This is a genomic window from Bacillus sp. HMSC036E02, assembly GCF_001836235.1.
Taxonomy (GTDB): Bacteria; Bacillota; Bacilli; order Bacillales; family Bacillaceae_G; genus Bacillus_A; species Bacillus_A cereus.
On sequence record NZ_KV827844.1, the window covers coordinates 24,437 to 37,823 of the forward strand.

Genomic DNA, 13,387 nt, shown 5'->3' on the forward strand with positions numbered 1-13,387 from the left:
AATTTAAACTACAGAATAGCAAGCTAATTTTCAAATATCTTCTTGCGCATTATCCTAAATTTATTATCTATTTGTATCATGCTTATAAATAAAAGATATCCTACCGACGCACCGAGCATATTTATAGCAATCCGCCACACATCAAAAACATCAGACAAAGTTAGTAAATGTAATATCTCCCAAACAAGAAAGGTCATAACATACCACTTACGAGCTTTCTTATAGTTAGTCACTTTATTAATCAGCACTGGAACGAAAAATCCAAATGGAACTACTAATATTATATGTTGTAAAACACTTAACCAATAAGTTGAGTTTCCCCAAGGACCTGGATGTGCAATAAAATCTTTAACTTGCCAAAGTGTTATTCCAAAAAGTTGTAATAACGTTTCTAAATCAGATATATGTAAAAATTGCTGCCAAAATTCAATGGGATGATAGACAGTCCCACCTGTCAAACTGCGAACAGAGTCAAATGTAGAAGTTGAAATAAACGTTCCTAAAAAGACAATAAAACAAATGATTATATAAGGAATACATAAAATTTTTGATAATACCTTTAATGGTCTAGGAACTTCGTATACCGATTTATTAATCTCTACGCCAATAACTTTTGATTCTCCAAAACTTTGAAGCGCTTTATAAATCGCTTCTTTTTCATTCATACCTTGTTCCATATATTCTTCTTTCAAGCTGTTCAAGTGATCATACATTTCTAGAAATAACTCATCCTGTTCAATATCACTAAGTTCTGAATAGGCTAAAATAGACTTAATATACTCATCAAATTCACTCATAAATAACTCCTTTCTGACAAGCTTGAATTAATGCTGTTACACTCTCCCAAGAATTCACTTTCTTCTGCAATTCTTTTTTCCCTTTATCTGTAATAGTATAGAATTTCCTTTTCATCCCATTCTCAGATTCATTCCAATAAGATTCAAGAAACTCCTTTTTCTCTAATCTCTTTAAAGCAGGATACAAAGTTCCCTGCCCCATACTATACAAATCTTCACTTGCATCCTTTAAACTTTGAGCTATTTCATATCCATATGTATCACGTTTTGCAATGATAGAAAGTAATAAAATATCTATACTTCCCTTCAAGATTTCTTTGTCCAACAATACCACCACCTTATATACATCGTATAACAACATATGTCGTTATGCAATATAGTTAGAAGAATATTCCATAAAAAAAGAACCACCTAAAGGCTCCCCTTCAGGTGGTTCTCTATTTTATGCTAACGCAGCTGCCTGTTCTTGTTGATCTACAGGAATAACAGCGTCTGTTAGTGCTTTTTCTAGTTCTGCTGTATATTTCATTTGTTCTTCTTTGCTCCAGCCTAGTTTCGCAGCCATGTAGTTGATTACTGCTTCTTTCCACTCATATACCCAGTGGATGTTGAAGAATACAGCGCCTCTGCGGCGTACGAAGAAGTCAACTGGTTTTGCTGTCATTTCGTAATCCATTGCGTATACAAGCGGGATTAGAACGTCAAGCGGCATGTTGTATTCTTTCGCTTCGTCTTTATGTTTTTTCGCTAAGTCAAATAGTACGTCAACGTTAGAACCATAGAATTTCGCGAATTCTTCTGCTTGTGCTGTTGTTAAACCATATTTCGTACCTTCGCCAGCTTTTTTCGCAACGAATGCTGGGAATCCGTGTGAACCATCTACATGTCCACCCGAGATTGGCATATGTTTCGTGTCGCTCTTCGGATATGCGCTATGACCTTCTTTTTGTAGTAAGTTCGTTACGTAGTCTACTACCATTTCAGCCATTTTGCGGTATCCTGTTAATTTACCACCTGCGATTGTAATTAAACCAGATTCAGAAGTCCAAATTTCATCTTTACGAGAAATTTCAGATGCACTCTTACCCTCTTCATAAATTAACGGACGTACACCAGCCCAGCTTGATTCAATGTCTTTCTCTGTAATTTTCACGCTTGGGAACATGTAGTTAATCGCATTAATGATGTATGTGCGATCTTCTGTTGTCATTTGTGGTACAGCTGCGTCTTTATCGTAGAACGTATCTGTTGTACCTACATAAGTTTTTCCGCCGCGAGGAATCGCGAACACCATACGTTTATCTGGTGTATCGAAGTAAATCGCTTGACCTAATGGGAAACGTTTTTGGTCAATTACTAAGTGAACACCTTTTGATAACTGAAGTACTTTTCCTTTTTTCGAGTTATCTTTTTCACGAAGTGTATCTACCCAAGGGCCAGCTGCGTTTACAATTTTCTTACCGTAAACTTCGTATACTTCTCCGTCTAGTAAATCGATTACACGTACACCGCATACTTTTCCATCTTTATATAAGAAACTGTCTACTTTTGCATAGTTAACAGCTTTTGCGCCGTGCTCAATTGCTTCTTTCATTACTTCAATTGTAAGACGCGCATCATCTGTACGATATTCTACGTAGTAACCGCCGCCTTTTAATCCTTCTTTTTTTACAAGAGGCTCTTTGTTTAATGTTTCTTCACGGTTAAACATCTTTCTGCGCTCGCTTCGTTTTACACCTGCTAAGAAGTCGTATACACGAAGACCAATTGATGTACTAAATGATCCGAACGTACCACCTGTATGGAACGGAAGTAACATCCACTCTGGTGTTGTTACATGGGGACCGTTCTCATATACGATCGCACGCTCTTTACCCACCTCTGCTACCATTTTCACTTCAAGTTGTTTTAAATAACGTAGACCACCGTGTACAAGCTTCGTTGAACGACTTGATGTACCTGCTGCAAAGTCCTGCATTTCAAACACAATTGTTGATAACCCGCGTGTTGCTCCATCTAATGCAATACCAGAACCAGTAATACCTCCACCAATTACGATCACATCTAACTCTTGTTTATTTACTCCGTTTAATACGTCTTTACGTTGTTTACTTGAAAATTTCATGGTAATTCCTCCCTTTGATAACGAAAAAAGAGACCACAAACTCCGCTATAGATTTCGCCTCTATAGCGCGTTGTGGTCTCTCCAAATCTCCTACCGAATTATTAACTTGTCACCATTATAACACTGTTTATGATTATTTGAAAGCTTTTGTTGCTTCAATTGCTTTTTTCCATCCAGCATATAGCTCTTCGCTTGTTTTCGCTTCCATCGTTGGTTCAAAGCGTTTGTCCATATGCCACTGTTCTTTAATTTCATCTTGGTTTTTCCAATATCCAACCGCAAGACCAGCTAAGTATGCTGCACCTAGAGCCGTTGTTTCGTTGATCACTGGACGCTCTACAGGAACATCTAAAATATCACTTTGGAACTTCATTAAGAAGTTATTTTTAACTGCTCCGCCATCAACGCGTAATGTTTTCAGTTCAATACCTGAATCTGCTTCCATTGCGCATAATACATCTTTCGTTTGGTAAGCTAAAGATTCTAGCGTTGCACGAATGAAGTGCTCTTTCGTCGTACCGCGTGTTACACCAAACATAGCGCCGCGTACTTCACTATCCCAATAAGGTGTTCCTAGTCCAACGAATGCTGGTACAACGTATACACCATCAGTTGATTCAACGCGACTCGCATACACTTCACTCTCACTTGCATCTTTAAACATGCGCATTCCGTCACGTAACCACTGAATTGCAGAACCTGCTACGAAAATACTTCCTTCTAATGCGTAGTTTACTTTACCATCTATTCCCCATGCAATTGTTGTTAATAGACCATGCTCAGAAGCTACTGCTTTTTCACCTGTGTTCATTAACATGAAGCAACCAGTTCCGTAAGTATTTTTCGCCATACCTTCACCGAAACAAGCTTGTCCAAATAATGCTGCTTGTTGGTCACCAGCTACACCTGCAATCGGTACATTTTGGCCGAAGAAGTGGTAATCAATTGTTTCTCCGTAAATTTCAGATGATGGACGTACTTCTGGAAGCATGCTCTTTGGTACTGTTAACATTTCTAGAAGCTCATCATCCCACTGTAAGTCGTGAATGTTAAACATTAACGTACGTGATGCGTTTGAGTAATCTGTTACGTGTGCTTTACCACCAGATAGTTTCCATACAAGCCACGAATCAATTGTTCCGAATAATAGATCGCCGTTTTCTGCTTTTTCTCTTGCACCTTCAACATTATCTAAAATCCATTTTACTTTCGTACCAGAGAAGTATGCATCAATTAAAAGACCTGTTTTTTCGCGAACCATTTCGCTATAACCTTTTTCTTTTAACTCATCACAAATTTCAGCTGTTTGGCGAGATTGCCATACGATTGCGTTGTAAATTGGTTTACTAGTTGTTTTATCCCAGACAACCGTTGTTTCACGTTGGTTCGTAATACCGATACCAGCGATTTGTTCTGGTTTTACATCTGCTTCACTTAAGCAAGTTGCGATAACTGCTAAAATAGATCCCCAAATTTCTTGTGCATTATGCTCTACCCAGCCCGGCTTTGGAAAATGTTGTGTAAACTCTTTTTGAGCTGAATGAACAATTTCACCTTTTTTATTGAAAAGAATTGCGCGTGAGCTTGTTGTTCCTTGGTCTAATGAAAGAATATATTTTTTCATATCGGTTTCCCCCTTATGCTACTTTTCTACTATTTGTATTGCTTCCGCTTTTTTTACTTGTCATATAAGAGATTGCTAGTACAATCACAGTTGCGATAATCACATAAATAAGTGCTGAATTTTGCTTTCCTTCAAATACAACTTGATGGAATAAACCTGCAAGTGATCCACCTAAAATTGGACCAACTACTGGAATCCATGCATACTTCCAGTTTGAACCGCCTTTTCCTGCAATCGGAAGGAAGAAGTGTGCGATACGCGGACCTAAATCACGTGCTGGGTTAATTGCGTATCCTGTTGTCCCACCTAATGATAAACCAATACTTACAATTAAGAAACCTACGATAAATGGATTTAATCCATCTGCAAATTTATTTGCACCAATTGCTAATATACCAAATACTAAAACGAATGTTCCAATCATTTCACTTAAAAGGTTTGCAAATGTGTTCGGAATTGCTGGACCTGTTGCAAATACACCTAACTTTGTTCCTGGATCTTCTGTTTCTTTCCAGTGTGGTAAGTAATGTAAATATACGATAACTGCCCCGATAATTGCCCCAATCATTTGTGCTGCGATATAACCTGGTACATCACTCCATGGGAACGCTCCCTTAAATGCTAATCCTATTGTTAAAGCCGGATTCAAATGTGCCCCACTAATTGATCCAACCGCATACGCTGCAACCGCTACTGCTAAGCCCCAGCCCATTGTAATAACAATCCAACCTGAATCTTTCGCAAACGATTTCTTTAAACTTACACCAGCACAAACGCCGCCACCAAGTACGATTAACAACGCAGTCCCTATTAACTCTCCTAAAAATGCTGACATAGTATCCCTCCACAATCAATTTAAACGCTTCCAAATGTGATAGAGGTAAAATGAATGGCCATTCGTTTTTGTCAAAAGAAAAAGACCCACAGCTTGCACGCTTCTATATAAATTTATATAGAAACAATGAAATGTGGATCTCTACTTTTCTCCGTCACGTTTATTAACTTGTCTATAATGTTAACCGTAAATGAAAGCGGTGTCAACGAAAAAATTCACATTTTCGTCACTTTTTTTGGTAATGTTTCCATAGTTCGCGTTTTGATGTCGTAATTGCTGTCGCACCAGCGTTTAAAGCTCTTTCCACATCTTCTACAGTACGAATAAAACCACCTGCTAAAATCGGTACACCAGTACGCTCTTTCACTTCAGCGATAACGTCCGTTAATGCTCCAGGAAGTACCTCAATATAATCCGGTTTCGTCTTATCTAAAAGATTGCAGCTCTTCTCCATCGCACTCGAATCGATTAAAAAGATGCGTTGTATTGCCACAACACCTTTTTGCTTCGCCTTCATAATAACGCTCGCCTTTGTTGAAAGTAACCCGTACGGTCTAAACTCCTGACATAAATATTCCGTCGCATGCCCATCACTCTGCAAACCATGAATTAAATCCACATGTAAAAACACCTTTTTACAATATTGCTTCGCAAGCGATATAACACTCTTCAATTGGCCGACATGAATATCTAAAATAACAATATATTCATACGAACTATGTAATAGCTTTTCCAAATCTTTAATTTGCCTCACTGCCGGCAAAATCTTCTGTTCATGAAATTCCATTCTCTATATCCCCTTCTTTATGTCATCCTATCCTTTATAGTACACAATTTAAGTGAAAAGAACAGCTAGTGTAGGGGATTTCTTTCAAATCTTTCCTCTATCTATATATTTTCTTCAACTTATCCGATCCCATACCACCTATAATCATGAATGCAAGGGGCAAAAGATTCATTACATATGGCGCATCTGCTACAATTGTAATACTTGCTCCAGCAAACTTATTTAGCATCCATACAACGATTTTTGCAATAAACAAAAATACTCCTATCATAAATAGACTATCAAAAAACACCTTCCATTTTGGATACGCCAATTGCTTACTATCTTCAATTACTTTCTGCGTCAATTCTTCATCACCCCTTAGCAATTCATCAATTGTAATACCGAACAGGTCACTTAAATGAATAATAATTTCAATGCTCAGATAGTTCTTTCCCGCCTCCCATTTCAAAACAGATTGCCTACTCACATGAAGTTTTTCAGCCAAATCATTTTGCGACCAATCTCTTTTAAACGCTCACTCAAAATCATACTGTGTTTATCGCCTCTCTATGCCCATTATGTTCAAATAAATGATGAAGAGTAAAGCTAGTTATCGTTGCATTTCCTGCGCAACTTATGCGTTACAGCTTATAATGGCGCTCTTTTATATGTATCTTCCCTATACTATGCTCCAATAATAATTTCCCGAACAATAATACAAGGGACGGATATTAATAAAGTGAAACTTTAATCAGCCCTCACTAATCGGGCTTTTACGGACAGCCCGCCCCCCACCTAACTTCTTTGATTCCGCTGAATTTTGAGGTGGGGTCTTACTGCCCGGCAAATAGCGGGATAAAGACTAGATTAGGCATAAAAAATACGCCATCCCTTCTTATCAGTCTCCAGAAAGAATAACGCAAATTTTCATTTTTACTCATCATTTTTCGGACTATATGAAAACCCCGGATATTTCACAACAGGCCTCTTCTCCTTACGCAGGGAATCCATTACTTGCGGGCCAACATGTATATTACTCTCCACTATTTCTTTAGGAGTCAGTGCCATCCATTGATTTAACGATACATCTTCAAAACGATTACTTCTGAACATCTCTAAAAACCATAATGTTTCGGTACCTGTATTTTGAATATAATGCCCCGTCGCAAACGGTACATATCCGACATCGCCAGCTCTATAATCAAATGTACGAGCGGTACCATTTCCAAGAAACACAGTCATTCTCGCTTCCCCTGTCAAATAATATTGCCATTCATCATTATTCGGGTGCCAATGAAGTTCTCTCATTCCACCAGGCTCAACCTCAACGAGCGCTGCTGCGATTGTTTTGGAAATAGGGAAATTTGTAGAATCTACAATTCGAACGCTACCACCAGGCGTCTTAATCGGCTTTTGTTTTAACAATTCATGTTTAAATGTTAAAGGACCTTCTCCTTTCGGCGATTGAATTTCCTGACTTTCAAGCGAACCTGGCACCTCTCCTTGATAAATATAAACTTGATCTGAAGGAATAGAACGAAAAGCACTCTCAGGTACTCCGAAATTAGCCGACAACACTTCTTTTGGCGTATGCGCAAACCAATCAGAAATAGCTAAAGTAGATAAATCAGAAAAATGCCCATCATCGAAAACGAGTAGAAATTCACAATGTTCCAATCCTTGAATGGAATGCGGAATACCAGGCGGAAAATACCAAAGATCACCTGGTCCAACATCAGCAATAAAATTACGCCCATTTTGATCAACAGCCGTTATGCGCGCCCGTCCTAAAAGCATATACGCCCATTCCGCTTCTTTATGCCAATGTAGTTCTCGTACTCCACCGGCCGTTAAACTCATATTTACTCCCGCAATCGTCGTCGAAACCGGTAGTTCCCGAGCAGTAATCTCCCGAGACCACCCGCCTTGTTTCAAAATCATAGAAGTGTCCGAGAATGAAAACTTCAAGTTAGGAACTAACCCTGCATCCGTTATAGGCGGAACAAGCATATTCGGATTTTGAATATCCCGCATAACATTACGAGGTCCAGAATCAATCGCACCAGCTCCGTCGCTGCGGATTGGTTGTGGCACATTCCCTCCCGCTTCATTAACAGTACGTTTCTTCATGATTACACTCCTTTTTCATCCGGTTATTAGGTGAAAATCCTCCACCATAGTGTATGAATTGGGCTTTAGATGGTTACAGTTACTATGATTTAAACCGTGAAAAAAACGCGTCTACTATTGTTATTTTTTATCGGAAATTCAATATTCCCCATCAAATCTTCTTGTTCATTTCTCAACTTATACTAGTATGCTTAGCGCTTAGGAAGACAAAAAAATAAACTAGAACTAACAAAAAACCCTGTAAAATTTATTACAGAGTTTTTCACCAATTATTTATTGTTTTACATATCGAATACGAACATTATCGTCCATTTGATAAATTTGTAATGTGTTTCCATAACTAATTCCTAACTCTTCACTTGCACCAACTGCACCCACAAGTACCCCTTAAAATAATTTATTCTTAGTTGGTTTTACTACCAATACTCTTCGCTGCCTCTTCAAACAGTTTCGAACCTTCTTGTGCTTTACTTAATGATTGATGCATTTTACTTTCGTCTTCTTGGTCCAATGCATCAAATAGAAGTTGAAAACAATCCGCATATAGTTCCATCGACTGCTTTATCTTCGCCTGTTCTCCCTGTAACTCAGGAGGCGCTTGTAGATTCTTCAGTTTCGTTGCAGTTGCCTTTGCTCCACCTAAACTCAGTTGTACTTCACTTTTCTTTTGTTTGTATGATTTTACGTCTGAATCTGCTATTCCTTCAATTAATTTCATTGTATCTTCAATTTGAGTAGCACTATTTATGATATCTGCCTTGTACCTTTCAACATCTGAACCAGTTACCTTACCAGTTGAAGAACTAGAAGAAGTTGAATTATTTGAAGAAGAACTTGGTTGACTACTTGATGAACTACTGTTTGTACCTTCACCTTTCGCTACAGATAAGCTATCCTCTTTCTTGCCATCAGTTGACTTACTCTCTTTTTCAGAAGTCTTATTCTCTTTCTCTACCTTTTGCGTTTCTTCTTTCTTTGGTTCAGCTTTCTTACCATCAGTTTCAATTGTAATACAACCACTCAATAACATAACTGGTAACGCTAAACTTACTAATTTCTTTGCTTTCATGATTACTAATACCCCTTTATTTGTAAAATGTAGTGCAAACAAGTTAATATACTTAACTAATAAATTCCCCCCGAATAATTTATTAAAATCTACTATCCATAGATTTCCTGTATATTCATAATCTTTCCATATATAAGATTTTACAAAGAATTACATATTTGGTCAAAGGGATTTATGTAGTCCTTAAAAGAAAATTTTAATCAAAAAGAAAAGAAGCTAACAATAAATTGTTAACTTCTCAGCTTAAGGAAAAAATAGTATCTTTCCTTATCTTCTAATATCTAGGTTGTGATTGAATATTTGTAAGATGAACATCATACATATCAATGATTTCAAGAAATCTATCAGCTTCACGGAAAACATGGTCTGCTAATAACGGATGAATGATACTCTTTATTTTACATTGCTCAATTAAATCACGTGCTGTTTTCTTAAAATCCCGAAGAGATGCAACCGACACACGATTTTGATCTAAAAATTGATCTAAAAGAGGGGCTGTTTGGGATTGTGGTTTCATAGATTCTAAGTCAATTGCTTGATACATCAATTCATCAAAATCATTGCTAAAATTCCGTGCTGTATCTACAAGCTTTCTTTCCGATGGATCAAGAAGATGACCAATAAATTTAGCATGGTCTGCCATAATCCGTAAAAAGAAAACATTTTCTTTAATAATAGCATCAGGAAGAGCATCTAATTTACCTTCATTTAATTGTATTAAACGTTTTCTAAAATAATCAGCTTCCCTACTTGTATGGTCAACTAAAAGTGGAAAGTTATTTTGTCCTGGCAATTTACATGTGAGAATTAACCCTAAAATTTTTCGTTTAAATCCCCAAATATTAGTTGCGGCTTGTTGTACTTCTGCATTAAATCTTTTTATTTGCTCAGGATCTGTTTCATTTGTATAGGAATGCGCTATTTGTTCAATATGTTCAAACAATCGATAAAATTGATTCGCCTCTTCGATTAGTTGAGTATCCTCGCATCTAAATCCTAAACGAAGAAAAAAAGAATGCTCCTTCATGATTCTAGACCAAAAACGAATTTCATTTAATGAACGCTCAACAAACATTACAGATGTAACACCTGTATCCGGATGTAATGAAGTTTCATCCCTATGCATTGTTAATCCCCCCCCAGTAAAATCCCCACTAGTTCCATTCTTATGAGTAAAAAAATATATAAATACCATCAATAAAAGTTTATGATGACTCTCTTATACATGTAAAATTAAACTAATATAACCTTAGCTTGATGAACATATACTGCTCCCGCAGAAGAAAAAAAGCTACCACCGAGATGTAAAATCCTACTAGGTGGTAACCTTTCAAAATTTCTATTAAAGCAATACAGAATCCTTATCACTATCCTGATTACGTTTCTCACGCTCTTCTTCTAAGCGCTTCATATATACTTCGCCTTCTTTTTCGATAAACTCATTATCCATATCTTGCTCTTTTTTCGAAGTATATAAAACCATGTAGCCACTTAGTACAATCCCAACAATTACAAGATACACCCACCATGGTAAAGTTTCCAAATCACTTCATTCCTTTCCTTAGACAAGCCTTATTAGTTTCACTTTATGAGGAAAGAATTGGATTTATGCTTAAAATTTTTATTGTGGATGCTTCGCGAAAAATGCTTGTACATATTCCATAAACTCAATTGGTTCCTGACGAAACGGTGCGTGGTATCCTTTTTCAATAATATGAAACGTACTATTCGCAAATAGCTCATGATACAGTTCACCATTTTTCCAAGAAACACTTTTATCATGTCGTCCCCATATAATTAAAGTCGGTACCTTAATTTTATCAGCTTCCATCGCAATGCGGCGCTCTCTCATTTTCGTAAGCTGATCATAATGCTCTTTATCATCACGACTATTTTTCACTTCATTTTTATTATACTTCGTAATCTCAGTTACAGTTTGTAAGTCCGTCGATAGCGGTGGTACTTCATAACTTTCTTTTTGCTGGAAAGACTCTATCCCTGTAGCATCCGCCAAGATGAGATGCGTCACTGCATCCGGATATAAATACGCTAAATTAAGGGACATCTCTCCGCCCATTGAATGGCCGAGCACCGCAAACTGATCGTATCCAAGCTTCTTCATTAACTTATAATATAAATTCACTTGCGCAGGAAACGAATACTGAAAATCAACCGGCTTAGAAGAACGCCCAAACCCTAAAATATCAACCGCAATAATCGTATGATCTCGCACTAGTTCCGGATAAATATCACTAAACCCATCAGAAGAACCACCAAACCCATGCAACATGAGTAACGGAGGTTTCCCCTCACCAATTTGCTTAAAATAAATCGTCTGCCCATCAATTTGCGCCATACTCTCTTTCGTATTCAGCTTCATCATAACAGTATCTTTCACTTCTTCAACCTTCGCAATCGGCTTATCAACGAAGTTACATACGATAAGCAAAACAAGCACAATACCGCTAATCAAATAAAACTTAAACCGTTTCAAAGTTCCCGTCTCCTTTCTTGAGTTGCTATTTAAAGTTTTTACATTTTTTGGTTGTTTTATGTTCTCTTTTTAATTGTAACTAAAACAGTTACAATTATACTAAAAAAATATAACTCATTTCTATTACTAATGGTTATTCTGTAACTATTATAGTTACACATTTAAAGTAAGTCAATTCTTTTCTCTACATGGCCTAAAAATAGAAAAAGGGACTTCATGTTGAAGTCCCTTTCTTTGTTATTATAGTTGGCTTACTCCGCCGTCGCCTTTATTATCTGCTGGTGCTCCGCCTGTGTCACCAATGTTAACGTAGTCTGGTCTTGCTGGTGCTCCGCCACCATCACCTCTATTTAAAGCATGTTGTTCAGACTCTGTAAAAGCAGTAAGCCCTAATGAAAGTAGTATTACTAAACCTGCTATCAATACATTAATTTTTTTCATTTATTTTAGCGCTCCTTCTTTTAAAAGTTTTTTTCGAGCTTGGCTACTAATATAAAAGTATTTACTAGCCTTTTCATGTTTTTCTTCTTGATAAAATTTATAAGCTAATATTTCTGCGTATTCCTTAACACAATCTAAAAGGGAGTGTTCTTCAAAATACGAAATACTTTCCACAGTTACTTTTTCTAACTCATTAGCACTCGAATTAATATTTAATTCCTTCAATATCATAAAGCGATGTTGAAATTCTTTATTTTGCAACTCATTACAAATTTTCAGCCCTAGTTCTATTAAGTTATTAGCAATTTCTATTTTGCCCAGTTTATAATTTTCCTCTGCTTCAGTAAAAATCGCTTTAAAATGCTTAGGCATTTTCTTAGTCACTTCACTTAAATGTCTAATTGCCAAATCTGATAAATTCTGACTACTATATAACCACCCTAAGTTACTTCTAACCATTAAAATATGTTTTTCTTCTTTATCATGTTGTTGAAGTAAATGGATTGCGGTATTAAAACTTTCCTCCGCTAACTCAAACTGTTTAAAATCAATACAACATAATCCTATGAAGTTATGACACAACGCCACGTTTCCTTCGTAACCTTTATGTTCACAAAATATTTCTTTCGCCTTTTTGATATAATCTAAAGCTAACATTTGCTGATATACTTGATAGTAAAAATATCCCATCCGATAATTAAACTCCGCATGTTCTATCGGATCTGCAATATATTTCAATAACTTCTCAGCTTGCTCATACTGTTCTTTCGCTTCGTTATAATTTGAAATTAATGTGCAATGAAACCCTTTAAAAAAGTGATAATAATAAGCTAAAAAGCCCTCTGTTGGAATTTCGAAAGATTCCACTTTATCAAAACTATCTTCTCTAACTGAAATCCAATCAACTAATGCATCATATCTAAAATTCAACAACGCATGATAAAGTAATACATCCTGATCCACATCCAACCCACTAATCTTACTTTCAATCTCCTCTTTCATTTCTGTGGCCTTCTCTATATTTTGCTGCAACATTACACGATACCAATCATCTAAAGAATGTTTCATTTGCTCCCGCGTTACTACATCTGCTCCCATACACT

At 36.7% G+C, this 13,387-nt stretch carries 13 protein-coding genes and 1 pseudogene; all 14 read right to left on the minus strand.

Annotated elements, in window-relative coordinates; all coding sequences use genetic code 11:
* Positions 1–23: 23 nt before the first annotated feature.
* A complete protein-coding gene (locus tag HMPREF2590_RS13065; RefSeq protein ID WP_001288385.1) occupies positions 24–797 on the minus strand; it encodes a VanZ family protein in 774 nt (257 codons plus the stop codon).
* Complete coding sequence (locus HMPREF2590_RS13070) at positions 790–1,122, minus strand: PadR family transcriptional regulator (protein WP_000356630.1); 333 nt, start codon at positions 1,120–1,122, stop codon at positions 790–792. Before HMPREF2590_RS13070 ends, HMPREF2590_RS13065 begins: the two co-directional genes overlap by 8 nt.
* Positions 1,123–1,239: 117 nt before the next feature.
* Entirely contained in the window at positions 1,240–2,922 is a 1,683-nt protein-coding gene (glpD, locus tag HMPREF2590_RS13075; RefSeq protein ID WP_000672831.1) for an aerobic glycerol-3-phosphate dehydrogenase, read from the minus strand.
* Between the two features lie 133 nt (positions 2,923–3,055).
* Positions 3,056–4,546, minus strand: a complete 1,491-nt coding sequence (gene glpK, locus HMPREF2590_RS13080; protein ID WP_000760011.1) for a glycerol kinase GlpK — start codon at positions 4,544–4,546, stop codon at positions 3,056–3,058.
* Positions 4,547–4,559: 13 nt separating this feature from the next.
* On the minus strand, positions 4,560–5,381 hold the full coding sequence (gene glpF / locus HMPREF2590_RS13085) for a glycerol uptake facilitator protein GlpF (RefSeq protein ID WP_001272195.1): 822 nt from the start codon (positions 5,379–5,381) through the stop codon (positions 4,560–4,562).
* A gap of 226 nt (positions 5,382–5,607) precedes the next feature.
* Positions 5,608–6,168 carry a glycerol uptake operon antiterminator GlpP gene (glpP, locus tag HMPREF2590_RS13090; protein ID WP_000394285.1) on the minus strand — a complete coding sequence of 187 codons (561 nt, stop codon included), beginning with the start codon at positions 6,166–6,168 and terminating at the stop codon, positions 5,608–5,610.
* Positions 6,169–6,265: 97 nt separating this feature from the next.
* Positions 6,266–6,679, minus strand: a pseudogene (locus HMPREF2590_RS13095) (helix-turn-helix domain-containing protein); the annotation flags it as partial.
* 404 nt (positions 6,680–7,083) lie between these two features.
* Complete coding sequence (locus HMPREF2590_RS13100) at positions 7,084–8,280, minus strand: oxalate decarboxylase family bicupin (protein WP_003312615.1); 1,197 nt, start codon at positions 8,278–8,280, stop codon at positions 7,084–7,086.
* 403 nt (positions 8,281–8,683) lie between these two features.
* Positions 8,684–9,349, minus strand: coding sequence for a DUF7018 domain-containing (lipo)protein (locus tag HMPREF2590_RS13105; protein ID WP_000644830.1), 666 nt, complete (start codon positions 9,347–9,349; stop codon positions 8,684–8,686).
* Positions 9,350–9,623: 274 nt separating this feature from the next.
* Positions 9,624–10,475 carry a DUF2935 domain-containing protein gene (locus HMPREF2590_RS13110; RefSeq protein ID WP_000554479.1) on the minus strand — a complete coding sequence of 284 codons (852 nt, stop codon included), beginning with the start codon at positions 10,473–10,475 and terminating at the stop codon, positions 9,624–9,626.
* Positions 10,476–10,691: 216 nt separating this feature from the next.
* A complete protein-coding gene (locus HMPREF2590_RS13115) occupies positions 10,692–10,892 on the minus strand; it encodes a sporulation YhaL family protein (RefSeq protein ID WP_000449223.1) in 201 nt (66 codons plus the stop codon).
* A 78-nt stretch (positions 10,893–10,970) separates the two neighbouring features.
* A complete protein-coding gene (locus HMPREF2590_RS13120) occupies positions 10,971–11,843 on the minus strand; it encodes an alpha/beta fold hydrolase (RefSeq protein WP_000819467.1) in 873 nt (290 codons plus the stop codon).
* Positions 11,844–12,083: 240 nt separating this feature from the next.
* A complete protein-coding gene (locus tag HMPREF2590_RS13125; protein ID WP_000723610.1) occupies positions 12,084–12,284 on the minus strand; it encodes a hypothetical protein in 201 nt (66 codons plus the stop codon).
* Positions 12,285–13,382, minus strand: a complete 1,098-nt coding sequence (locus tag HMPREF2590_RS13130; RefSeq protein ID WP_000500590.1) for a response regulator aspartate phosphatase — start codon at positions 13,380–13,382, stop codon at positions 12,285–12,287.
* Positions 13,383–13,387 lie beyond the last annotated feature (5 nt).